The sequence below is a fragment of the Blochmannia endosymbiont of Camponotus sp. genome, assembly GCF_023586085.1.
Lineage (GTDB): Bacteria > Pseudomonadota > Gammaproteobacteria > Enterobacterales > Enterobacteriaceae > Blochmanniella.
In genome coordinates, this window is record NZ_CP097757.1 from 505,161 (window position 1) to 530,930 (window position 25,770).

General features: G+C 29.7%; 21 protein-coding genes. 18 read left to right on the forward strand and 3 right to left on the reverse strand.

From position 1 onward, the window contains the following. Window positions 1-266: 266 nt before the first annotated feature. A complete protein-coding gene (gene dapD, locus M9400_RS02150; RefSeq protein WP_250232221.1) occupies window positions 267-1,091 on the reverse strand; it encodes a 2,3,4,5-tetrahydropyridine-2,6-dicarboxylate N-succinyltransferase in 825 nt (274 codons plus the stop codon). A gap of 346 nt (window positions 1,092-1,437) precedes the next feature. After that, window positions 1,438-2,235, reverse strand: a complete 798-nt coding sequence (gene map / locus M9400_RS02155) for a type I methionyl aminopeptidase (protein WP_250232222.1) — start codon at window positions 2,233-2,235, stop codon at window positions 1,438-1,440. A 324-nt stretch (window positions 2,236-2,559) separates the two neighbouring features. Between map and rpsB the strand changes: the two genes are divergently transcribed. The 18 genes from rpsB to tilS all read left to right on the forward strand — a co-directional run bounded on the left by rpsB (window position 2,560) and on the right by tilS (window position 23,671). Continuing rightward, window positions 2,560-3,243: a 30S ribosomal protein S2 gene (rpsB, locus tag M9400_RS02160; protein WP_250232223.1), complete on the forward strand. Its 684-nt coding sequence runs from the start codon at window positions 2,560-2,562 to the stop codon at window positions 3,241-3,243. An 81-nt stretch (window positions 3,244-3,324) separates the two neighbouring features. Next, window positions 3,325-4,143, forward strand: coding sequence for a translation elongation factor Ts (gene tsf, locus M9400_RS02165; RefSeq protein ID WP_250232224.1), 819 nt, complete (start codon window positions 3,325-3,327; stop codon window positions 4,141-4,143). A 221-nt stretch (window positions 4,144-4,364) separates the two neighbouring features. Then, window positions 4,365-5,090, forward strand: coding sequence for a UMP kinase (gene pyrH / locus M9400_RS02170; protein ID WP_250232225.1), 726 nt, complete (start codon window positions 4,365-4,367; stop codon window positions 5,088-5,090). Between the two features lie 83 nt (window positions 5,091-5,173). Continuing rightward, on the forward strand, window positions 5,174-5,740 hold the full coding sequence (gene frr, locus M9400_RS02175) for a ribosome recycling factor (protein ID WP_250232226.1): 567 nt from the start codon (window positions 5,174-5,176) through the stop codon (window positions 5,738-5,740). 95 nt (window positions 5,741-5,835) lie between these two features. Further along, window positions 5,836-7,029: a 1-deoxy-D-xylulose-5-phosphate reductoisomerase gene (gene ispC / locus M9400_RS02180; protein WP_250232227.1), complete on the forward strand. Its 1,194-nt coding sequence runs from the start codon at window positions 5,836-5,838 to the stop codon at window positions 7,027-7,029. A gap of 233 nt (window positions 7,030-7,262) precedes the next feature. Then, window positions 7,263-7,940 carry a polyprenyl diphosphate synthase gene (gene uppS / locus M9400_RS02185; RefSeq protein WP_250232702.1) on the forward strand — a complete coding sequence of 226 codons (678 nt, stop codon included), beginning with the start codon at window positions 7,263-7,265 and terminating at the stop codon, window positions 7,938-7,940. 30 nt (window positions 7,941-7,970) lie between these two features. Beyond that, on the forward strand, window positions 7,971-8,831 hold the full coding sequence (locus tag M9400_RS02190; protein ID WP_250232228.1) for a phosphatidate cytidylyltransferase: 861 nt from the start codon (window positions 7,971-7,973) through the stop codon (window positions 8,829-8,831). Between the two features lie 32 nt (window positions 8,832-8,863). Continuing rightward, window positions 8,864-10,237: a sigma E protease regulator RseP gene (gene rseP, locus M9400_RS02195; protein WP_250232229.1), complete on the forward strand. Its 1,374-nt coding sequence runs from the start codon at window positions 8,864-8,866 to the stop codon at window positions 10,235-10,237. 47 nt (window positions 10,238-10,284) lie between these two features. After that, window positions 10,285-12,708, forward strand: a complete 2,424-nt coding sequence (gene bamA, locus M9400_RS02200; protein ID WP_250232230.1) for an outer membrane protein assembly factor BamA — start codon at window positions 10,285-10,287, stop codon at window positions 12,706-12,708. A gap of 80 nt (window positions 12,709-12,788) precedes the next feature. Beyond that, entirely contained in the window at window positions 12,789-13,289 is a 501-nt protein-coding gene (locus M9400_RS02205; protein WP_250232231.1) for an OmpH family outer membrane protein, read from the forward strand. Between the two features lie 3 nt (window positions 13,290-13,292). Next, complete coding sequence (lpxD, locus tag M9400_RS02210; protein ID WP_250232232.1) at window positions 13,293-14,324, forward strand: UDP-3-O-(3-hydroxymyristoyl)glucosamine N-acyltransferase; 1,032 nt, start codon at window positions 13,293-13,295, stop codon at window positions 14,322-14,324. Window positions 14,325-14,425: 101 nt separating this feature from the next. Continuing rightward, the gene (gene fabZ / locus M9400_RS02215) at window positions 14,426-14,881 is read left to right on the forward strand and encodes a 3-hydroxyacyl-ACP dehydratase FabZ (protein ID WP_420022268.1); all 456 of its coding nucleotides are present in this window, start codon (window positions 14,426-14,428) and stop codon (window positions 14,879-14,881) included. A 4-nt stretch (window positions 14,882-14,885) separates the two neighbouring features. Continuing rightward, entirely contained in the window at window positions 14,886-15,674 is a 789-nt protein-coding gene (lpxA, locus tag M9400_RS02220) for an acyl-ACP--UDP-N-acetylglucosamine O-acyltransferase (protein WP_250232233.1), read from the forward strand. A gap of 8 nt (window positions 15,675-15,682) precedes the next feature. Beyond that, on the forward strand, window positions 15,683-16,825 hold the full coding sequence (gene lpxB / locus M9400_RS02225; RefSeq protein WP_250232704.1) for a lipid-A-disaccharide synthase: 1,143 nt from the start codon (window positions 15,683-15,685) through the stop codon (window positions 16,823-16,825). A 36-nt stretch (window positions 16,826-16,861) separates the two neighbouring features. Continuing rightward, window positions 16,862-17,473 carry a ribonuclease HII gene (gene rnhB, locus M9400_RS02230; RefSeq protein ID WP_250232234.1) on the forward strand — a complete coding sequence of 204 codons (612 nt, stop codon included), beginning with the start codon at window positions 16,862-16,864 and terminating at the stop codon, window positions 17,471-17,473. Window positions 17,474-17,524: 51 nt separating this feature from the next. Further along, complete coding sequence (gene dnaE / locus M9400_RS02235) at window positions 17,525-21,013, forward strand: DNA polymerase III subunit alpha (protein ID WP_250232235.1); 3,489 nt, start codon at window positions 17,525-17,527, stop codon at window positions 21,011-21,013. An 18-nt stretch (window positions 21,014-21,031) separates the two neighbouring features. Continuing rightward, complete coding sequence (gene accA / locus M9400_RS02240; RefSeq protein ID WP_250232236.1) at window positions 21,032-21,991, forward strand: acetyl-CoA carboxylase carboxyl transferase subunit alpha; 960 nt, start codon at window positions 21,032-21,034, stop codon at window positions 21,989-21,991. Window positions 21,992-22,138: 147 nt separating this feature from the next. Continuing rightward, window positions 22,139-23,671: a tRNA lysidine(34) synthetase TilS gene (gene tilS, locus M9400_RS02245; protein WP_250232237.1), complete on the forward strand. Its 1,533-nt coding sequence runs from the start codon at window positions 22,139-22,141 to the stop codon at window positions 23,669-23,671. Between the two features lie 195 nt (window positions 23,672-23,866). Here the strand turns inward: tilS and M9400_RS02250 are convergent, their stop codons facing one another. Continuing rightward, window positions 23,867-25,603 carry a proline--tRNA ligase gene (locus M9400_RS02250; RefSeq protein WP_250232238.1) on the reverse strand — a complete coding sequence of 579 codons (1,737 nt, stop codon included), beginning with the start codon at window positions 25,601-25,603 and terminating at the stop codon, window positions 23,867-23,869. Window positions 25,604-25,770: the final 167 nt, after the last annotated feature.

A 25,770-nucleotide genomic window follows, 5' to 3' on the forward strand; every position in this document is an offset into this window, starting at 1 on the left:
TAAACACAACCAAAGCTGTTTAACATGATTAAAAAACCACATTGTTATATTATTTAGGTAAATAATATACAAAAAATAACATATTGATAAAATAAGCAGATAATGCTGCTTCAGAACACAAAATAACTATATTTTTAAAAACCATTTATAAAATTAATTATCAATCAACTTATATATAAACAAAACAAAATAAAACTAAAATTTAATCTAAATATAAAATATAAAACCATCCATAACATAAAATCTTAAATAAAAAAATTATTGCATTAATATGTATCGCGCAATAACTCATTGATCTTAACTTTATCTTTAGTTTTAGCATCAACTGTTTTTACTATTACTGCACAATAAGTATTAACACGACCATCTTTAGAAGGCAGGCTTCCAGGAATTACAACTGAACCAGATGGAACACGCCCATAATATATATTCCCACTAGCTCGATCATATATTTTAGTACTTTGTCCTATAAATACTCCCATAGAAATTACAGCTCCTTTTTCAACAATCACACCTTCGACAATTTCAGATCGAGACCCAATAAAACAATTATCCTCAATAATAGTTGGATTAGTTTGAATTGGCTCTAAAACTCCTCCAATACCAACACCTCCAGATAAATGCACGTATTTCCCAATCTGCGCGCAAGATCCAATTGTAGCCCAAGTATCAATCATGGTTCCTGTATCAATATAAGCGCCAATATTAATATAGGACGGCATAATTACTGTATTATCAGCAATATAAGCTCCATAACGAACAGTAGCTGGCGGAACTACCCGCAATTTTTTATTTTGAAAACATATAGCAGACCATCCAGAAAATTTCATAGAAAACTTATCAAAAAAACGGCCATCACCCCAAGTTATCAATTTGTTGTCTAAAACATAAAATGACAGAAGAATTGCCTTTTTTAACCATTGATAAGTAATCCACTTATTATTAATTTTTTCTGATATACGCAATTTACCACTATCTAATCCATCTATAATTTCACAAATAGCATCTCTGACAGTATAGTCAATATTACTTTTTAAAAGATATTCTTTTTTATCAAAAACACTTTCTATTATTTTCTGTAACTGATTCATATATTTTAAATCCGTGACATATAATCTGTGTAAAATCTTATTTTTTAATAATTTTTTCTGTTTGTATAGATATACAAAAATTGATACTCGACACATCTGTAATATTAATTATATTCTACATCAAAAATCTATCCGTATTTAATAAACACATCCATAATTCTAATTTATAAACTTGTCACATTATCATTTATATATATATTAGATCACATACGTTATTAATAAATTTATTAAACAACATATACATATAAACATCTGTATATATCTGTAATATTACACCTATTCCAATCAATCTATTCATTATAATGTGTAATATATTTATTTAAAGATTTTAAACACAAAATATATACTATTGATCACTATGATTAATAGTAAACGGGAAAAATTCATCAGAACGTAACGTTAGGACTTCACAGCCATTTTCAGTTATAACAATAGTATGTTCATATTGTGCAGACAAATTATGATCTCTTGTTTTTACTGTCCATCCATCATTTTCAATATAAATATGACGACTACCCGCGTTTACCATAGGTTCTATTGTTAACGTCATTCCAGATTGGAATATAACGCCTTCATCGTCAGCATCATAATGTAATACATGAGGAGCCTCATGGAAAAATTTTCCAATTCCATGCCCGCAATATTCCCTTACTATTGAAAAATTTTGTTTCTCCACAAATCTTTGAATAGATTGACCTATACTTTTCAAACGTATCCCTGGTTTAATCATATTAATTGCTAGATAAAGACTTTTTTGAGTAACTTGACATAAGTCATGTCCCAACTTAGTTGATTGACCAACGATAAACATTTTAGAAGTATCAGCGTATAATCCATCTTTAATTACCGTAATATCAACATTTATAATATCGCCTTCTTTTAATTTATGTAAATCGTTTGGGATGCCATGACATACTACATCATTAATTGATGTACAAATAGATCTAGGAAACCCATGGTAACCAAGAGGAGCAGAAACAGCATGTTGTATTTTAGTAATATAATGATGACAAATTGTATCTAATTTTCCAGTACTAATTCCAGGTTGAATATAAGGCTCAATCATTTCTAATACTTCTGCGGCTAACTTTCCAGCAATTCGCATTTTTTCTATATCTTCAGGTGTTTTAATAATAATCGTCATAATATATGATTGCAGATTTAATATTAATAAATACAAAAAACCTCAACATTTCAACTGTATGATATATTTGAAACAATTTGCTGAATAAAAATAAACTACATCAAATTAAACCCCTTATTTATTACTACCAATAATAAATAAACATGTTTTATATTCAAAATATCTATTAACTATTTCCCTGTTTTATTTTATTGTAAAAATATTCTTCGCTATTAACTTATTGGATTTATTATAACATGTACAATACAATCTATCTATAGTTAAATACCAACAATTATCGATATTATAAGTAATATATTTAACAGTCAACCGAGGTGTATAATAATGGAAAAACTTTCTATACGTGACATGCTTCAAGCCGGTGTTCATTTCGGTCATCAAACTCGTTATTGGAATCCTAAAATGAAACCTTTTATTTTTGGTGTTCGCAATAAAATACATATTATTAATTTAGAAACAACTATATTAATGTTTAAACAAGCTTTAGTTGAATTAAATAGAATTACTTCATTAAAGGGAAAAATTTTATTTGTAGGTACCAAACGCGCAGCCAGTGAAGCCATAAAAAAAACAGCACTTGCTTGTAATCAATTTTTTGTCAATCATCGTTGGTTAGGAGGGATGTTAACTAATTGGAAAACAGTACGCCAATCTATAAAACGTTTAAAAGACTTAGAAACTCAATCTCAAGATGGTACTTTTAAAAAATTAACTAAAAAAGAAGCATTAATATTAAATCGTGAGCTTATTAATTTAGAAAATAGTCTGGGAGGTATTAAAAACATGGGTGGACTGCCAGATGCCATTTTTGCTGTCGGTGCAACACATGAACATATTGCTATAAAAGAAGCGAATAGTTTAGGCATTCCAGTCTTTGCAATCGTTGATACAAATTCTAATCCAGATGAAATAGATTTCATTATTCCAGGTAACGATGATGCCATACGTGCGATTAATCTATATTTAGATATAATATCTAACGTAATACGTATAGATCGTGCTCAATGATTGATAATAGATAACTGCACGCAAATTATGTTGATAATAAAACATGTAGAATCATATATACTCTAATATAACGGTGTTACTATGGAAAAAAAATTAATTAACATTAATAGTGATTTAATTAAAGAATTACGCAAACGTACTAGCATTGGTGTTTTGGAATGCAAGGAGGCTTTAATTAAAGCCGATGGAAATATTGAATTGGCCATAGACAACATGAGAAAATCTGGCCTAAAAACTGCTTCTAAAAAATCTGGGCGCGCAACATTATCAGGCTTAATCGCAGTAGAAACTACGCCCAACAGACAATATGGTATTATGATAGAAATAAATTGTGAAACTGATTTTGTAGCCAAAGATAGTACTTTTCAAGAATTCGCTAAAATTGTTAGAATGACAGCATTAAATGAAAAAATTAATAGTATTGACGTATTAAAAACTAGATTTGAAGCACAACGTTCCAGTATAATTTCAAAAGTTAGAGAAAATATAAATATTCGTAGGCTTATTGCATTAACAGGTAGTTTTTTAGGATCTTATGTACATGGCTCTAAAATTGGTGTAATAGTAAATGTTAGTGGCAATGTGACCGCAGATTTAGTTAAACATATTGCTATGCATATTGCAGCTAAAAACCCCAAATACATTAATGTAGATGATATCCCGAAAGATACAATGATTCGTGAATACCATATTCAAATGGATATTGCCGTAAAATCTGGAAAATCATATAAAATTGCAGAAAAAATAACTGCAGGACGCATGAATAAATTTATAAATGACATTGTGTTAATAAAACAAAACTTCATAATGGATATTAACACAACAATAGAACAATTATTAACTGAGTATCACATCAGAATCAATAATTTTGTTCGTTTTGAATTAGGTGAAAATATGTAAAATTAATATTTAATAATTACCAATATAAAACATTTAATTACTTAAATACAGCAGATTATCATCAATTTTTTTAAGCAAATACATTCAATATTTTGATAATAGAAATTGTATTAATTACATTAATTAATCAGAATAATTATTGATATACATATTTTACTTCAATAACTTAATTAAATTAGGGACTGCTTCTATTTATACCATTTTTGTGAGGAATATAATTAATGGTAACTCACACAAGGCCAATTTATCGGCGTATCATGCTTAAAATGAGTGGAGAAGCTCTACAAGGCGCCGAAGGTTTTGGAATAGATACCACTGTATTAAATCGAATGGTTATAGAAGTTAAAGAACTAGTTAACATAGGTGTTCAAATTGGTATAGTTATGGGAGGGGGTAATTTATTTCGTGGCACTGGATTAGCTCAGGCTGGTATGAATCGAATAGTTGGAGACCATATTGGAATGTTAGCAACTATAATGAATGGATTAGCTATGAGGAGCGCATTACATCATGCTTACGTTCATTCTCACTTAATGTCAGCTATTCCACTAAGTGGAGTATGTGATCATTATAATTGGGTAAAAGCTATTAATTTACTATCTAATAATTGGGTAGTAATTTTTGCTGCTGGGACCGGTAATCCTTTGTTCACTACTGATTCTGCAGCTTGTTTACGCGGTATTGAAGTTAAAGCAGATGTAGTACTTAAAGCCACTAAAGTAGATGGAGTATTTTCCACTGATCCAATCCAACATCCTGATGCTACACTATATGAACAATTAAGTTATCGAGATGTGTTAGAGCGTGAACTGAAAGTTATGGATTTAACCGCATTTACATTAGCACGAGAACATAACTTACCAATACGTATATTTAATATCAATAAACTTGGAGCATTAAAAAGAATAATAATGGGATATAAAGAAGGAACTTTGATAACCAAGTAATATAAAAAATGTATTAAAATTAAATACACAATTTACATCAATTAACTTTTTTAACACAAAAATATAAACCAGAGATATATGATGTGATGAATACAATTAATAACATTCAAAAGAATTCAGAAACAGATATGAAAAAATGTATCAAAAACTTTAAGGTAAATATAAATAACATTCATATAGGTCGTATTTCTCCAAATATGTTAAATAATATCCGAATAGATTACTATGGCACACAAACTCCATTATTTCAATTAGCAAATACTATAGCAAAAAATTCACGTACATTAGCTATTACTGTTTTCGATCAGAAAATAATTAAATCAATAGAAAAAGCCATTTTTATGTCTAATTTAGGATTAATTCCTATTTCTTATGGTAATATTGTTCACGTTACATTACCTTCATTAACTGAAGAGCGCCGCCACGCTTTAATAAAAATGGTACGAACTGAAGCAGAAAAAAGTAAAATATCCATAAGAAATGTACGTCGTATTGCTAATGATAAAATCAAACTTTTGATTAAAAACAAAGAAATTAATGAAGATGAGGAGCATGATTTTCAAAATAAAATTCAAAAATTAACCAATATTTGGATTAAAGAAATTGATGCTATCTCAATAGAAAAAGAATCAGAATTAATGAAATTTTAAATATTAGATTCTAAGTTATATATATCCCTGTATATATGAACAACAAGCATAAATTTTTTAATTATATATTTTACGAATACTATTGGCTTATACATATGCAATCTTTAATAATTCTAGGTAGTACTGGATCTATTGGAAGGGCCACTCTTTCCGTAATACAACAACACACTGATAAGTTTTTTGTATACGCATTAATAGCTAAAAATAATGTTTCCGTAATGACAGAACAGTGTATAATGACGCACCCTAAATTTGTCTGTATGATATGTGAAGATGCCGCAAAAAAATTAAAAAAAAATTTAATTACAGCTGGAAAACATGATATTGAAGTACTATCTGGATCAATAAACGCTTGTGAATTAACAGCGATCGATGATGTCGATATGGTTATGTCGGCTATAGTTGGAATTGCCGGGTTAAAACCTACTTTTTCTGCATTACGTGCTGGTAAAAAAATATTATTAGCAAATAAAGAAATTTTAGTTACTTGTGGCAAATTATTTATGCAAGCATCTAAAAGACATCATTCGTGTATACTACCTATAGATAGTGAACATAATGCTATTTTTCAAAATTTACCAGTGATATGCCAAAAAAATTTAGGACATTTATCCTTATCTGAGTATGGTATCTCTCGTATAGTACTAACTGCATCTGGAGGAATTTTTTTTAAAATACCACAAGAAAAATTAGCTACAATAACACCAGAACAAGCCTGTATTCATCCTAATTGGTCTATGGGACGTAAGATATCAGTAGATTCCGCTACCATGATGAATAAAGGATTAGAATATATAGAAGCGCGCCGTTTGTTTAATGCTGCGCCTCATGAAATAGAAATTTTATTGCATCCTCAATCTATTGTCCATGCTATGGTATATTATAAAGATGGTAATGTCTTAGCACATTTAGCTCCTCCAGACATGACAATTCCTATTACGTATGCAATGGCTTATCCTAATAGAATTAAATTAAAAACCTTATCTAATATAAACATAGATTGTCTTAATAAATTAAGTTTTGATCAATTAGATAGTCAAAAGTACCCTTGCTTGCAATTAGCAATAGACGCTGATAATTGTAGTCAAGCAGCAACTATTATTTTAAACGCAGCAAATGAAGTTGCCGTAGAAGCATTTTTAAACAGAATGATTTCTTTCACTGCAATTCCTGATATTATTCGTCATGTACTTGATGAAATAAATTTAGATGATCCTGATGATATAGAAGATGTTTTATATATTGATCAAAAAGCTCGTGAAAAAGCAATGTCAATATGTATTGTATGATAACCGATGTTATCTTAAAAAGATTTTCATATTAATACACTTTTAATAATATTAAAATTGTGCAGAAATTTAATTCATCTATAATTATTGGTATTTACTTTCATAAGTAATATTTTTTAATTAACGTATAAGTATCTAGTTTGGAAAAATAAATAAGTGTGACATTATTTCAACATAACCAAGACCTTAGCACTTTTTCATCCGATTTGTTACCACGCCATGTTGCCATTATCATGGATGGTAATGGCCGATGGGCAAGAACGCGAGGGAAATTACGTATCCTTGGGCATCAAGCTGGATTTAGCGCAGTGCGACGCGCTGTTCATTTTGCTGTTAATTATAGATTTGATGCATTAACTCTATATGCATTTAGTAGCGAAAATTGGAAACGACCTGATAAAGAAATTGATTCCTTAATGGAATTGTTCGATCAGGCACTAAATAACGAAATCGATGCCTTACATAAGAATAATATTAAACTACAAATCATCGGAGATACAAATCGATTTACTATTGAATTACAAAAAAATATACGCCGTTCTGAAAAACTAACCTCTAAAAACAGTGGGCTAAAACTTAACATCGCTGCAAATTATGGAGGACGATGGGATATTATTCAAGGAGTAAAACAACTTGCTACACAAGTGCAAAAAGGAATATTAAATCCTAACCAAATTGACGAAGATACTTTATGCAGATATGTGTGTATGCATGAACTAGCTCCGGTAGATTTAGTGATCCGGACTGGAGGGGAACATCGTATCAGTAATTTTTTACTTTGGCAAATAGCGTACGCTGAATTATTTTTTACGGATGTATTGTGGCCTGATTTTAATGATTTTACATTTAAAAGAGCGCTAAATACTTTTATGAAACGAGAGCGACGATTTGGGAACAGTGTACCTATTTAATTTAAACAAAACATAAAATAAGGAAAATATGTGTTAAGAAATCGTTTAATTAGTATGTTTACCTTGATTCCTATTACTGTTTCTGCCGTATTTTTATTATCTATTATACAGTTATCAATTATTGTATCTATTATTTGTTTAATTAGTGCATGGGAATGGGGCAAAATAATGCATTTCACGATATATATACACCGCACATGGATATGTATTATCTTTGGATTATTATGTGCTATAACAATGATTATGACGTTTCAAAATTATTTATATTTTAGTAACTGGCGTATTTTTTGGTATATTTTTAGTAGTATTATTATAATGTGGTGGATATTAGCATTTATATTAATATTATCTTATCCTGGTTCTGCTATTTTCTGGAGAAAATCTAATATGTTGCAGTTTTTTTTCGGAATACTAACAATTTTACCATTTTTTTGGGGGGTATTAACATTACATCAATTTCATAATATTAACAATAACATTATTGGGAAATGGTGTTTACTATATATTATAACATTGGTCTGGATTAATGACTCAAGTGCATATGTCATTGGAAAAACATTAGGGAAACATAAATTATTAAAAACCATATCTCCTAAAAAAACATGGGAAGGCTGTATCGGAGGTATGCTAATCTCAATAAGTATGGCATGGTTATGCATACAATATATACCAATAAATATTATAAATCCATCTATCATATTTATTTGTTCTACAATCGCAATTATAGCCTCTATAATAGGAGATTTAACTGAAAGTATGTTTAAACGAGAATCTGGTGTTAAAGATAGTGGCAATCTAATCCCTGGACACGGAGGAATATTAGATCGTATAGATAGCTTAGTTGCTGCAATCCCAATTTTTACTTGTCTGATACTATTAAGTCAATTTTAATAATAATTAAAAATAAAGAATGTATAAAAATCATGTTATTACATTTTTTTTGGAACTTAGTTGCATTAATCTTTGCATTAGGAATACTTATTACAATCCATGAATGTGGGCATTTTATAGCGGCACGGATTTTAAAAGTAAAAGTAGAGAGATTTTCTATAGGATTTGGTCCTATTTTATGGAGCCGACGTGATTCAAATGATACTGAATACGCAATTTCCGCCGTTCTTTTTGGCGGCTATGTAAAATTGTATAATACGCAAGAAAAATCAATTTATTGCAATAAAGGAAATAATAATGCTTTTAATTGCCAACACATTTGGAAAAAAAGTATTATCGTAGCCTCAGGACCTATTTTTAATTTCATTTTCTCTATTTTATTATATGTAATAATTTTTATAATAGGAATGCCTGTATATAAGCCAATAATACATTCTATCATACCCAATTCCATTATTGCTCAATCGGGCATACAGTCTGGTGTAGAAATTACATCAATTAACAATATTCAAACACATGATTGGGATTCAGTCCGCTTAGAAATTTTCAATAGCATAGGTAAAGAAAAACTTATTATCTCTACAACACCAATAAATGATACGTGTATTAAAACCTATGCCATTAATTTATCTCGTAACTGGTTTAACAATCTTGATAACACCAAAGATCCCATAATAACATTAGGTATTCTTCCTTTTAATACAAACACTGTCCCAATCCTATCCGGAATTAAACCTAATTCTTCCGCAGAACAAGCTGGTTTAAAAATTGGGGATAAAATTATATCGATTGACAATCAATTAATGCATCACTGGAAATCAGTTATCACAGCTATTAAAAATAATCCAGAAAAAAGTTTTAAAATTTCTGTGGAACGGGAGAATGAAATAATAAATTTAAATGTAACACCAAATAAAAAAAATATGACTCACTCTGATAAAGTAGAAGATATTATAGGTGTTGTACCAAAGATTATTAGTGACATTCCAACAGAATATTATACAATCCATCAGTATAGCTTATATACAGCTATACTGCAAGCCTTCAAAAAAACTTGGACATTAATATGCTTAACAACTAACACATTATTCAAATTGATTACTGGAGATATTAGAATCACCCACCTTGGAGGACCGATAGCAATAGCAAAAGGAGCAAGAGAATCAGCTCAATCTGGACTGATCTATTATCTCATGTTTTTATCATTAATCAGTATCAATTTAGGAATTGTCAATTTACTACCTTTTCCAACGCTAGATGGCGGGCACCTGTTCTTTTTTATAATAGAAAAAATAAAAGGAAAAACAATATCAAAAAAAATACAAAATTTTAGTTATATCATCGGATCTATTATGCTCATATTAATAATGTGCTTAGCATGTTTTAACGATCTATCCAGATTATGATAATACAAATACAATTGAATTAAAAAGATTAAAATAATAATAATGTGATGAAAATAATATTTATAGTATTATTATTAGTGATTAGTGACATTGCATACAACGCTGATTGTATCGTAAACAAAATTCATTTTGACGGACTAAAAAGAATTTCTGCAAATACAGTATTGTTTAACTTACCCTTAAAAATTGGAGCCATTATTAATGATGAAGATATTGCAAATAGTATCAAAACGCTGTTTTCTACAGGAAATTTTGAAGAAATTAACATATCTAACGATGAAAAAGGAGTGATTATAATTCAGGTAAAAGAACGTCCAATTATTGATAACATTAATTTTTATGGAAATAAAATAATTAAAGAAGACGTAATAAAAAATGTATTAAATGAAAAAAAAATACAACCAGGGCAACCATTTAACGAGTTTTATATTTTTGAAGTAAAAAAAGAATTGGAAAACTTATACCATAATTTCGGTAAATTTACGGCTACAATCAAAACTGTAGTTATGCCTCTATCAAGAAACCGGGTTAATTTACAAATAATGTTTACCGAAGGTAAAACCGCTAAAGTGCAACAAATCAATATTTTTGGTAATCATGTTTTCGGTACAAAACAACTGCTATCACAATTTAAGTTATACAGAAAAATTAAATGGTGGAATATATTATCTTGTCAAAGATATCAAAAACAAAAATTATTTCATGATTTAGATGCACTGTATAATTTTTATGTAAACCATGGTTATGCTAAATTCCATATTGATGAAACACAAATCGATTTTACACCAGATAAAAAAAATATTTGTCTATCTTTATATATTACTGAAGGCATACAATATTCATTTGATTCTTTAGAACTATATGGAAATATATTAGATTATTTCCATAATATTAAGGAATATATGAAAATTTCTTCTGGAGAATTATATAATAGTAATCAAATTCAAGAAATTGAATATAAAATACGATATTTGCTAAGCAAACATGGTTATATTCAACCTATCATATCAATAGAGCCTAAAATCGATGACAGTAAGAAAAAAATAAAATTATGTGTATATGTTGATGTAGGACATCATTTTTATATACGTGAAATACGCTGTGAAGGTAATAATATTACTAAAGACGAAGTAATTCGAAGAGAAATACATCAAACAGAACAAATGCAATTAGATTATACTCGTATAATTCAAGATCAAAACCGGCTTAAACGCCTTGGTTATTTTAAAACTGTAAATACTCATATAGAGTATGTTCCAAATACGTTAAATCAAATTGATATTATTTATAAAATTGAAGAACACAATACTGGTAATCTAAATTTAAGTGTCGGATTTGGAACAGAGAGCGGTATGAATTTACAGTTTGGAATGTATCAAGAGAATATATTAGGCTCAGGAAATACTATATCTATTGTCAGTACCAAAAATCATTATCAAACTTACTCCGAAATATCAGCTTTAAAACCTTACTGTAACATTAATAATATTAGCATAGGCGGGAAAATATTTCATAACAATTTAAATACTAATAATACAGGATTATCAGATTATCATTTAAAAAATTGTGGAATTAACATTAATTATTTATATCCAATTATTAAATACAATACATTTAATATAGGATTAAATTATGCATCTAATCATCTAAGCAAAATAGCCCCTCAAGTAGCAATATGTCGTTATCTAACATCTACAAAAATTAATCCAACAACTCCAACTAATAATAAAATTTTTAATAATACTATCAATTTTAACACAAATGATTTTTTATTAGCCTCAGGATGGACTTTTAACAACACTAATCACGCCTATTTTCCTACGAATGGTATGCATGCTAATGTATCCAGTACATTAGCATTACCTGGTTCTGACAATCAATATTATAAAATTATAATTAATAGCAAGAAATATATACCTTTAGATCAAAATTGTAATTGGATATTAATGAGTTCCATACATGCTGGTTATGCGGGAAGTATACATAGAAAAGAAAGTCCCTTTTATGATAATTTTTACGCTGGAGGTATTGGAACAATACGCGGATTTAGATTAAATAGTATAGGTCCAAAAGCTGCCTATTATCATAGTAGCTACTCTGAAAAAAACTATGCTACTTGTTCAATACAAAACTCTCAAGATTCTGTTGGTGGAAATGCGACGACTCTTTTTAAAGCTGAGTTAATTATTCCTATTACATTTTTTGATGTACAATACTCTGATATAGCACGTGTTTCTCTTTTCTTAGACACAGGTACTGTGTGGGATACTTTTTGGAAAAATACAGAAGCAACACAAAGAGCTGGTATTGTAGATTATAGTATTCCAAGTAATATTCGTATGTCTGGTGGTATGGCATTAAAATGGATGTCTCCAGTTGGGCCGATAATTTTTTCTTATTCAAAATTAATAAAAAAATACTTTGGAGATATAGAAGAACCGTTTCAATTTAGTATCGGAAAAACATGGTAAATTAAAATATTATACAAGCACAATAAATATTATAATCAAAATAATAAATTTTCGTATTTTATTAAACTAAGAGGTTTACAGTGAAAAAGTGGACATATATTTTAAGTACAATTATTTGGATCATACAAATTAATCCAGTGGGCGCTGCAAATAAAATCGCGATAGTTAATATTTCCAATATCTTCCAACAATCTTCACAACGCGCAAAAATAATTAAACAACTTGAATATGAATTTAAAGATCGTGCTACCGAATTAGAAAAGATGGAGCATGATTTACAAATAAAAATACAAGCATTACAACAAGATGGAGCTACTATGAAAGCAATTGAACGTAACGAATTAGAAAAATCATTAATAAATCAACGTGAAATTTTTTCTAATAAAGCTAAAGAATTTCAACAAGAAAATCATTCGCGTCAAACAGAAGAAAGAGATAAAATTCTTAATGTAATTCACAATGTAGTATCTACTGTAGCTAAAAAAGAGAATTATGACATAGTAATAGATACTAATGCTATAGTGTATTGTAACGCTCATATTGCAGATATCACTAATTCCGTCATGAAACAAGTTGGGTAAATTATGATTGAAATGCGACTATCTGACTTAGCGCTACAGTTAGGTGCTAAATTATATGGCGATAAAAATATAATTATTACTGGTGTTGCTTCTATAAATAATGCACAAATAGGGCATATAACTTTTTTAAAAGATCAAAGATTTTTAAATCAATTAAGTTCTTGTCGTGCTTCAGCAGTAATATTATCTAAAAATAATTTAGTTTTCTGTAAAATTGCGGCATTAGTAGTAAAAGATCCTTATCTTGCGTATGTCAAAATTGCACAATTAATGAATAATGCTCCTGAACCAACTAAAAGTATCGCAACCGGAGCAATTATCGCCCCGGATGCGATACTAGGGAAAAGAATAGGAATTGGTGCTAATACAGTTATAGAACCCGAAGTAATTTTAGGTGATGATGTAATAATTGGTCCTGGTAGTTTCATAGGAAAAAAAACGAAAATAGGAACAGGCACGCGGTTGTGGGCTAATGTTACTATATACCACGAAGTAGAAATTGGTGAATGCTGTTCGATACAATCTGGAACAATAATTGGTTCTGACGGATTTGGATATATTAATGACCACGGTGTCTGGATTAAAATTCCTCATCTAGGAAAAGTAAAAATTGGAAATAATGTAGAAATAGGCGCTTGCACTACCATTGATCGCGGAACATTAGATGATACTACAATTGAAAACGGAGTGATTATTGATAACCAGTGTCAGATTGCACATAACGTTGTAATTGGTGCGCATACAGCGATAGCAGGCGGTGTTATCATGGCAGGAAGTTTAACTATAGGACGATACTGCATGATAGGCGGAGCTAGTGTAATTAATGGTCATATTAATATTTGCGACAAAGTTACAATAACTGGAATGGGTATGGTAATGAAGCCAATAACACAACCCGGTATTTATTCATCAGGTATTCCTGTTCAGCCAAATACAATATGGTGGAAAACTGCCGCGTTAATCATGCGAATTAGTAGTATAAATAAACGTATGAAAACCATAGAACAAAAACTAAAAAAATTACTGTGTCTATAATTTTTTTAAGATAATTAGGGCAGTTTATTCTTTATCCTGTTAGGATTAACAGGATAAACGTTATGAATGCGACTTTTTATCTTAAACAGGAATAAAAAATCTTGATCACTGATACTTGCATTTTGCATATTGAAGAAGTTTTAGAACTTTTACCACATCGATTTCCATTTTTACTAGTTGATCGTGTACTAAATTTTGAAAAAGGAAAATTTTTAAGAGCAGTAAAAAATGTTTCTTTTAATGAACCATTTTTTCAAGGTCATTTCCCAGGAAAACCTATTTTCCCTGGAGTATTAATTTTAGAAGCCATGGCTCAAGCTACAGGTATATTAGCCTTCAAAAGTACAGGTAAGTTAGCTCCAGGAGAATTATATTATTTTGCTGCTATCGATTCAGCTCGATTTAAACGCCCAGTACAACCTGGTGATCAAATGATACTTGATGTCGAGTTTATTAAAGAAAGACGTGGTATTGCGAGATTTAAAGGAATTGCCACAGTAAACAAAGAAATGGCTTGTGAAGCATCAATGATGTGCGCTCGTAGAAAGGAAATTTAAACTGATGATTAACCAATCCGCCATTATACATCCTAGTTCTATAATAGAAAAAGGAGCTATCATCCACGATAATGTATATATTGGGCCATTTTGTTTTATTGGAGCGCAAGTTGAAATAGGAGCACGAACTATACTAAAATCTCATATTGTAATTAATGGAATTACTCAAATTGGAGAAAACAATCAAATCTATCAATTTGCTTCTCTTGGAGAAATAAATCAAGATTTAAAATATGTAAAAGAACCCACTCGCATAGAAATTGGTCATTATAACAAAATTAGGGAAAACGTTACTATTCACCGTGGTACTATACAAGGAAAACAAGTTACTAAAATAGGCAATGACAATTTATTAATGATCAATGTACACATTGCTCACGATTGTATAATAGGAGATCATTGTGTCATGGCCAATAATGTTACTTTAGGTGGTCATGTAAAAGTAGATGATCATGCTATTATCGGAGGGATGACCGCAATCCATCAATTCTGCCTTATTGGAACTCATGTTATGATTGGTGGATGTTCTGGCGTAGTTCAAGATATTCCCCCATTCATAATAGCTCAAGGCAATCACGCGACGCCTTTTGGATTAAATATTGAAGGTTTAAAACGACGAGGTTTCAGTCGTTCTTCTGTGCACGCTATTAGAGAGGCTTATAAAATCCTATATCGCAGCAATAAAACTATTGAATCAGCCAACATAGCTCTAAAGCTATTAGCCATTGAACACCCCATCATCAATAAATTTGTAGATTTTTTGACACATTCTCAGAGAGGAATTATTCGTTAATAATGTCTATAGGCAATCGCACTATTATTATAGGTATAGTGGCAGGAGAAGTTTCTGGGGATATATTAGGAGCAGGATTAATTCGAGCATTAAGAAAATACCTCAAAAAAGTGTGTTTTTTTGGAATTGGTGGTCCTTATATGCAATCTGCACATATGAAATCTTGGTATAATATAGAAGAATTATCAGTTATGGGCTTCGCTGAAATTATTATGAAACTACCACGATTATTACATATTCGTAGAAATTTAATTCGTAGATTTATTAACTTACAACCTGATGTTTTTATTGGTATTGATTCTCCAGATTTTAATATTGCATTAGAAACTCGTTTAAAAAAACAGGGAATTCATACAATTCACTATGTTAGTCCATCAGTATGGGCATGGAGAAAAAACCGTATTTTTTCACTTAAAAAAGCTACCGATAATATTTTAACTATTTTTCCATTTGAAAAAAAAATATACGATCATTTTAATATACCATGTCAATTCATTGGACATTCATTAGCAGATCAAATACCACTTAATCCAGATAAAATTTCTGCCCGTCAAAAGTTAGGTATTCCACGCGATATATATTGTCTAGCATTATTGCCAGGCAGCAGAATCAGAGAAATTAAAATGTTAACTCATGATTTTTTAGCATGCGCTGAATTGTTAAAAAATCATTTTCCTAGCCTTGAAATTTTAGTACCATTAGCTAATCAAGCATCTATCAAACAATTTGTTAAACTCGCATCAACATCAGTTAAATATCGTATATTAAATAATAAAACAACATGGGAAATAATGATGGCAGCAGATATTTCTTTGGTAACTGCTGGAACAGCAACTTTAGAATGCATGCTAGTCAAATGTCCAATGGTTGTTGCCTATCGAATGCATCCTCTAACATTTATATTAGCTAAATATTTAATACACACCCCCTGGATATCATTACCTAATTTATTAGCAGGTCATGAATTAGTAAAAGAATTTATTCAAAACGACTGTCTTCCTAAAAATTTAGCACAAACATTAATTAATTTATTAAATTATAATGACAACCAACGTATGATATTACAAAAAAAATTTAAACAATTACATTACAGTATTAAATATAACGCAGATGAACAAGCGGCTCATGCTGTTTTGAAATTAATTAAGTGACAACAATGTTATTGAACACATAGGTATAAAAAATTTATGAAACATCAAAAATACTGTTTGTCAAAAAAATCAAAATTAATTGCAGGTGTAGATGAAGCAGGATGTGGATCATTAGTTGGATCAGTAATAGCTGCAGCAGTGATATTACACCCAACACAACCAGTTTCTGGATTAGCTGATTCTAAAAAATTAAGTAACAATAAGCGACTTAATTTATATAAAAATATTATGCAAAATTCGTTAGATTGGGGTATTGGATATGCTGACGTCGCAGAAATTGATCGCTTAAACATTTTACAAGCTCGATTATTAGCAATGAAACGAGCAGTACAAAATTTATCTATTAAACCAGATTTGATTCTAATAGATGGAAATCATGCTCCAAGGTTTGTAGAAACGCCTTGTCAGTGTTTTAAAAAAGGCGATTCTAGAATCCCAATTATAAGTGCAGCTTCTATTATAGCTAAAGTTACTCGTGATCAAGACATGGTTATGTTAGATATACAATATCCAAAATATGGATTTGCTCAAAACAAAGGATATCCTACTGCTTTTCACCTAAATCAATTAAAATTATATGGTCCTATATCGCATCATCGAAAAAGTTTTGCTCCTATAAAACATAGGATTCTTTATGTCAATAAATAACTTTGATTTAGATAAATCAAATATATAATTATTAATTATTTTCTATGAGCCATGATAAAACCACGTTTTATTCATTTGCACGTACACAGCGATTACTCCATGATTGATGGGTTAGCTACAGTAGATAAATTGATAAAAAGAGCAGCAGTTCTTAAGATGCCTGCACTAGCTCTTACTGATTTTAATAATTTATTTGGATTCATCAAATTTTATGATTACGCTTATAAAGCAGGAATTAAACCAATTATTGGGGCTGACTTTTTAATACAAGATGTCATCATCGGTAACGAACCTAGCGAACTAACATGTTTAGTGATTAATAAACAAGGTTATTACAATTTAATTATGCTCATTTCAAAAGCATATAAAAATAAAGGCAATAATATTACTCCCATGATTAAGCGCCATTGGTTCATAGAACATAATAACGGTTTAATTATCCTATCTGGAGGACATAAAGGAGATGTTGGTAAATATTTACTAAGAAATAAAAAATCTAAAATAGAACAATGTATATATTTTTACACAAAGTATTTTCCAAATAGATATTATTTAGAATTAATACGAACTGACCGTCAACATGAAGAGTCTTACTTACAATTAGCAATAGAACTATCAACGATCAAAGGATTGCCGATAGTAGCCACAAACGATGTACGTTTTCTTAATAAAAAAGACTTTTTAGCACATGAGATTCGCGTAGCTATACATGACGGTACCATGTTAGATAAAACTAAACAATTACATAAGTATAGTACACAGCAATTTATGAAAAGTGAACAAGAGATGTGTGAATTATTTTCTGATATACCAGAATCCTTAACAAATAGTGTAGAAATTGCTTACAGATGTAATTTTACGATTAATTTAGATAGATCTTTTTTACCACAATTTCCTACTGGATCTATGTCTGCCAAAGACTTTCTTATCATGCATGCAGAAAAAGGATTGGAAGAACGCTTGATTTTTTTATTTCCAAAATCTGCAGAACGTCTTATTAATCGAAAACCATATGATTTACGATTAAAACATGAATTACAAGTAATTAATAATATGAACTTCCCCAGTTATTTTTTAATTGTTATGGAATTTATTAAATGGGCCAAAAATAATGACATTCCAGTCGGGCCCGGAAGAGGATCTGGAGCTAGTTCATTAGTGGCCTATGCTTTAAAAATTACAGAACTTGATCCGTTAAAATTTGATTTACTATTCGAACGTTTTCTTAATCCAGAACGTATATCTATGCCTGATTTAGATATCGATTTTTGTATGGAATGCCGTGACTCAGTAATCGACCATGTTTCAAACACTTATGGATCAGAGTCCGTATCTCAAATTATTACATTCGGGACCATGGCAGCTAAAGCAGTAGTTCGCGATGTAGGACGCGTATTGGGGCATCCTTACACATTTATTAATCGTATTGCTAAATTAATTCCATTAGAACCCGGAATAACACTCAAAAAAGCTTTCTCTATCGAACCTCAACTTAAATTACTTTATAAGTATAACGAAGATGTCAGGGCACTAATAGATATGGCTCGTCAATTAGAAGGTATCGTTAGAAACGTTAGCAAACATGCAGGAGGAGTAGTGATCTCTCCAACAAAAATCACCGATTTTTCTCCTTTGTATTATGACAACGACAATATACGCTCAATGACTCAATTTGATAAAGACGATATTGAACGTATTGGTTTAATAAAATTTGATTTTCTTGGTTTGCGTACTTTAACTATTATTAATCGTGCATTAAAAATGATTAATAATACATATCTTAAACATGGTATTACTGCTATTAATATATATTCAATATCATTACATGATCAAAAAAGCTTTCATATGCTGCAATCCTCAGAAACTACTGCAATATTTCAGTTAGAATCACACGGTATAAAAGAATTAATTAAACAATTAAAACCAGATTGTTTTGAAGATTTAATAGCATTAATTGCATTATTTCGACCTGGTCCATTACAATCAGGTATGGTAGATAATTTTATTAACAGAAAACACGGATATGAAACTATTTCTTATCCTGATTCTAAATGGCAACATGAATCTCTACGTCCAGTACTGGAATCAACTTACGGAATTATTCTATATCAAGAACAAGTAATGCAAATAGCACAAGTATTATCAGGTTATACGTTAGGGCAAGCAGATATATTAAGACGCGCTATTGGTAAAAAAAAACCAGAAGATATGGCTAAACAACGTTCTTTTTTCAATTTAGGTGCCATAAAAAATGGGGTTGATACTACATTATCAATGAAAATTTTTGATCTTGTAGAAAAATTTGCTGGTTATGGATTTAATAAATCTCATTCTGCTGCATATGCTTTACTATCTTATCAAACATTATGGTTAAAAACACACCATCCTTCTGAATTTATGGCAGCAGCATTAAGTTCCGATATGGACAATTTAGACAAAATAGTGCATCTGATAAATGAATGTAAAAATATGACCCTCACAGTTCTTCCGCCAAATATCAATACTAGTCAATATTATTTTTGCGTCAATGAAAACAAAGAAATTATCTATGGATTCGGAGCTATAAAAGGAATGGGAAGAGCGTCTATAGAGGCAATAATAACATCTCGTAAGCAAGATGGTAAGTTTAGAGGATTATTTGATTTCTGTATTCGTGTCGATAATACAAAAATAAATCATCGTATAATTGAAAAATTAATTCTCTCTGGAGCCTTTGATTCTTTCGGAATACATCGCTCAAAACTAATAGCATCCCTTAATGATGTACTAAAACGCGTGAATCAAGATATTAAAAATAAATATAGCGGACAAACAGATATATTCGAAACACATTTGGATACGAGTGCTAAGATAGTATCTGCATATAATCAAACTATACCACAGTGGTCTAATCAATTGTTATTGGGAAAAGAAAAAGAAGCTCTTGGGTTATATTTAACTGATCATCCTACTGTTCAATATACAAAAATAATAAAACACTGTATACCTAATACCATTAAAATAAAAGATGCTTTGCTAGAAAAAACCAATAAAATTATACATGTTTTTGGTTTAATTATATCAATGCGAACAAAATTAAACAAACAAGGTAAACATATTGTATTTTGTATTATAGAAGATTATTCAGGTCAATTAGAAATAGTGATATTTGAAAAACTAATTAATAAATATCAATATTGTTTAAAAGAAAACAATTTTTTATTTGTTACGGGAATAATCAGTCTTGACAAGATACACAGTCATTTTAAAATAATCGCGCAAAGATTAAAAGATATAAATGATATTTATAAAAAAAACGTATGCAGTTTATCTATTATATTAAACGATAAACAAGTTGATGATCGATTGTTAACTAATATCCATATTTTTTTAAAAAAAAATAAATTTGGAACTGTACCAATATATTTTTTTTATCAAAAAAATAGCATACAAATAAAATTACATTGTGGGAAAACATGGTATATTACCTTAACCAATCAGTTACTAAATGATCTACGTAATCTTGTTGGAGATAGACAAGTCAAATTAGAATTATATTAACTTAACAATAGGAATTTTATGGGTTTAAATTTTATTGATTTTGAAAAACCTATCCTAGATTTAGAAGAAAAAATTAATTCTTTAGCGTCAATAGTATATCCAAATAAAAAATTAGAAATAAATATTAATGAAGAGATTAACCGTCTTCGTTCAAAAAAAATTGATCTTACTAAAAAAATTTTTTCTAACTTAAATTCTTGGCAAATTGCCCAGATCGCACGACATCCTAAACGTCCATATACTTCAGATTATATAGAACGTATATTTAATGATTTTGATGAATTATCTGGTGATAGAGTGTATGCAGACGATAAGGCTATTATAGGAGGAATAGCAAGACTTGATTCTCGTCCAATCATGGTTATTGGGCATCAAAAAGGTCGCGATACTAAAGAAAAAATTAAACGAAACTTTGGAATGCCTGCTCCAGAAGGGTATCGAAAAGCACTACGCATTATGAAAATGGCAGAACGATTTAAAATCCCCCTCATTACTTTTATAGACACTCCGGGAGCCTATCCTGGAATAGGCGCAGAAAAACGCGGCCAGTCTGCAGCAATAGCTAAAAATTTACGTACAATGTCAATATTAAAAATACCAATTATTTGTACTGTAATAGGAGAAGGCGGTTCCGGAGGAGCTCTGGCTATCAGTATTGGAGATAAGGTAAACATGTTGCAGTATAGTACATATTCTGTAATTTCTCCAGAAGGGTGTGCATCGATTTTATGGAAAAATGTTAAAAAAGCCCCTATTGCTGCTGAAGCAATGGGTATCACTGCTTTCCGATTGAAAAAACTTAAACTGATTGACAATGTGATCCCTGAACCATTAGGAGGGGCACATAGAGATATATGTGCTGCATCTATTTCATTAAAAACACAATTATTATTAGATTTAACCGAATTAGATTCTTTTAAGGAAAAAGATTTATTAAATCGAAGATATAATAGATTAATGCATTACGGATATTGCTAATTTTTAAATAATGACGTCATTAAAAATGATTACATAATAATATATGTGTATATATAAATTATTCATCAAATATTAAATATGCGATATATCCACATTATCACGATCATTAAATCATCACTATTTTATTACACTACATTGATAAAAATTATGTTTGCAATAAATACGTTTCCAGAGGGTTATGAACTATATCATCAAGTAACTAATTGTCTTATAGGACATAAAAAATTATTATTATCCTACAGTGGAGGTCTAGACTCAACAGTACTTCTAGATATTTTAACAATATTAAAAAACAGTGCTAATAACTCAACATTGTCTCCATTAACTTTGAGAGCTATTTATGTGCATCATGGTATTAGTAACTCTGCTAATAATTGGGCCAATCATTGTTCTGAACAATGTAAAAGAAGAAATATACCTTTTTCTATAATTTATATTAATTGTTATAATTCGGAAAATAAACAACGAAATATAGAAGCATTAGCGCGAGATCTTCGTTATAAAAATCTATATAATCATTTAAATTCAGAAGAAACACTGTTAACTGCACATCACATGAATGATCAAGTAGAAAGTTTATTCCTTGCATTAAAAAGAGGAAGTGGTCCAGCTGGATTAAGTGGAATAGCCAAAAATGCTTTTTATGCTAACAAACATAAATTATTAAGGCCTTTATTAGGTTGTTCTCGTGAACAATTAGAAATATATGCTCATAAAAAGAACCTTACTTGGATTGAAGACGATACTAATACCAATATGCGTTTTGACCGTAATTTTTTACGTATAAAAATTTTACCATCACTATATCAACGTTGGCCTCGTTTTAATCAAGTTGTTGCTCGTACTGCACAGTTATGCAGAGATCAAGAAAATTTATTAAATGAATTTTTGTCAGAATTTTTGCAGAAACTAATTGACATATCAGATGGTTCTTTATTATTTAGAGCATTATTCCAATGCAGTATACCAAAAAGACAAGCCTTACTACGTCACTGGTTAGCTAGTTTTTCTATAAGCATGCCTTCTTATCAACTTATAAATCGCATCTGGAAAGAAGTAATATTAAGCCGAAGAGATGCTACTCCAATATTACAATTAAATACATGCTTATGTCGTCGTTTTAGGGAAAAATTATATATTTTACCAATAAGTATGAAGTCTTCTTTAAATAAAATTAAGTTATCTTGGAACATAATACATAACACAATACTATTACCACATAACTTAGGCATGTTAATATATCAACCATTAGAAAGTAATAAATCTTTATCTCAAGACGTATTAGATCCTAACTTAAACATAAATTTTCAACTAAATACTTCTAACACCCTTGAAAAATCCAAAAGAATATTAACACATTGTTTTGTTCAAGCCCCAAAATCTGATGAAGAAATATCAATTATTTTTGGGCACATAGACGGATTATTACATATCATAGGTAGAAATCGTGGTCGGTGTTTAAAAAAAATTTGGCAAGAATTAAAAGTACCTCCATGGTTAAGAAGTCGTATTCCTTTGCTGTTTTATAATAAAACCTTGATTACTGCCATAGGGGTATTCATTACCAAAAACGGAAAGATTACAAACAAAAACAATGTATCATGGAAAATATCTTGGTTACAAAAAGACATTGTCTCTTATAAAATTTTTAGAAACAGTATTAATTACCATCTTAAATAAGATGAATTATTGTCCATGATAATAAAAATAATAGATCCTCAGTACAAAATACCAAAAACTTATTTATTTTTTAAAAAACATAAATTATCCGATATAACCTAAATTACTACTACCATACATATATAGTTCTGTAATATTGATTAAAATTTAATTTTAATATAATTACTACTTTCTTATTAAGACTTCATAAAAAACTCATGAGTAAACAATCTTTTTAACCAAATATTGTATTAATGTTTCAAGTTTAATTTTTTTAATCTCATTTTTTTTACGATATTTATATTCTACTTCCTGATTAGCTAAACAACGATCACTAACAATAATGACATGTGGTATTCCAATCAAATCTATGTCAGCAAACATTGTTCCTGGATATTCTTTTCGATCATCAACTAATATATCCACCCCTATAGCAAATAAAAGTTGCTTATAAATTTTTTCTGTAATATTTCTTACATTAACAGAACGGTACATATCAATTGGTATAATAGCTAATCTGAATGGAGCTATAATGTCCGGCCATAAAATTCCGTTTTTATCATGATTTTGTTCGATAATCACAGCAATAATACGAGTAATCCCTATCCCATAACAACCCATTTCTGCTATTAAATTATGTTTATTATTTTTTTTTATATAATTAAGACCTAATTTTGAGTATTTTTGTCCTAATTGGAAAATATGTCCTATCTCAACACAGTTATGAATTAACAACATGTTATCATCATTAACATATAAGTTATTACATGATACTGAATGTAAATCTGCTACTTTTGGAAGAGGTATGTCACGATTCCAATTAACTCCAAAAAAATATTTACCGCTTACATCAGATCCAGCGACAAAATCACTCATTATAGCTACATTGTAATCTACAATATATGGTATAGATAAATTAATCGATCCCAACAAATTGGGATACGCCCCAGTAAGTACATAAATATCTTTTGGATTTGCATAAGATAAAGGAATCGATATTTCTGGAATCATCGCAACTTTTTTATAACTAATATGATGATCCGCTCGAATTATTAATCCTAATAAAGAACAAGAATTATTTATATATTTATTCTTAACACGTACAATTATCGTTTTCACAACCTGACGTATAGACAAATTAAACTGATTGATTAATTCTTCTACGGATCTGACATGAGGGGCTTCTATTAATCGCATAGTTTCTATAGCTATTTTTGCTTGTATTTTAATAGGAGAAGCGTTATTGTTTAGCTTAAAACTACCTGAATTGTTAAGTATTATGGGTACTGCTATATTGTCTTCACCATTTTCAGAATATGCCTGAAACTCATGAGATAATATTCCTCCGATCCTTCCAGGTTCAGCCTGAACAACACAAAAGTTTAATCCAATTCGATTAAAAATAGTATGATATATTTGGTACATGTTATTATACGTATTTTGAAGAGATTCTTGACTTGCATGAAAAGAATATCCATCTTTCATAATAAATTCTCTAGCACGTATTATTCCAGCTCTAGGGCGTGCTTCATCTCGATATTTAGTGTGAATTTGATATAGATTTAATGGAAATTGTTTATAAAACATTATTTCTTTACAAATAATTTCGGCAATCATTTCCTCATGAGTTGGACCTAATACAAATTCTCGATTATTACGATTTTTAAAACGTAATAATTCTGTGCCATACTCTATCCAACGACCACTTTTTTTCCATAATTTTGAAGGTTGAATTATCGGCATAGATATTTCAATAGCGCCAATTTTACTCATTTCTTCTCGAATAATATTTTCTATTCTTCGTAATACACGTAGTCCAGTTGGCAACCAAGTATAAAGACCAGATGACACCTGACGAATTAATCCAGCTCGCAACATTAATTTATGACTAATTGATTTACAACTTTTAGGCGCTTCTTTAAGAGTAGCTAACAAATATTGACTGGTACGCATTATCATTGCCTAATATGAAAGATTTCATTATCATTATTGATAACAACACAACAAATAATAAAAAATTAATATATTTATATATACTATGGCATTTGGTTACAAAATTATATTATTTTATAGGATATATATAACAATATACTTGTAATAAAAGTAAAATGTTTATACAC

Coding starts and splice junctions, on each gene's coding strand:
- dapD (WP_250232221.1), bottom strand. CDS start 1,091: ATGAATCAGTTACAGAAAATAATAGAAAGTGTTTTTGATAAAAAAGAA.
- map (WP_250232222.1), bottom strand. CDS start 2,235: ATGACGATTATTATTAAAACACCTGAAGATATAGAAAAAATGCGAATT.
- rpsB (WP_250232223.1), top strand. CDS start 2,560: ATGGAAAAACTTTCTATACGTGACATGCTTCAAGCCGGTGTTCATTTC.
- tsf (WP_250232224.1), top strand. CDS start 3,325: ATGGAAAAAAAATTAATTAACATTAATAGTGATTTAATTAAAGAATTA.
- pyrH (WP_250232225.1), top strand. CDS start 4,365: ATGGTAACTCACACAAGGCCAATTTATCGGCGTATCATGCTTAAAATG.
- ispC (WP_250232227.1), top strand. CDS start 5,836: ATGCAATCTTTAATAATTCTAGGTAGTACTGGATCTATTGGAAGGGCC.
- uppS (WP_250232702.1), top strand. CDS start 7,263: ATGGATGGTAATGGCCGATGGGCAAGAACGCGAGGGAAATTACGTATC.
- rseP (WP_250232229.1), top strand. CDS start 8,864: ATGTTATTACATTTTTTTTGGAACTTAGTTGCATTAATCTTTGCATTA.
- bamA (WP_250232230.1), top strand. CDS start 10,285: ATGAAAATAATATTTATAGTATTATTATTAGTGATTAGTGACATTGCA.
- lpxD (WP_250232232.1), top strand. CDS start 13,293: ATGATTGAAATGCGACTATCTGACTTAGCGCTACAGTTAGGTGCTAAA.
- lpxA (WP_250232233.1), top strand. CDS start 14,886: ATGATTAACCAATCCGCCATTATACATCCTAGTTCTATAATAGAAAAA.
- rnhB (WP_250232234.1), top strand. CDS start 16,862: ATGAAACATCAAAAATACTGTTTGTCAAAAAAATCAAAATTAATTGCA.
- dnaE (WP_250232235.1), top strand. CDS start 17,525: ATGATAAAACCACGTTTTATTCATTTGCACGTACACAGCGATTACTCC.
- accA (WP_250232236.1), top strand. CDS start 21,032: ATGGGTTTAAATTTTATTGATTTTGAAAAACCTATCCTAGATTTAGAA.
- tilS (WP_250232237.1), top strand. CDS start 22,139: ATGTTTGCAATAAATACGTTTCCAGAGGGTTATGAACTATATCATCAA.
- M9400_RS02250 (WP_250232238.1), bottom strand. CDS start 25,603: ATGCGTACCAGTCAATATTTGTTAGCTACTCTTAAAGAAGCGCCTAAA.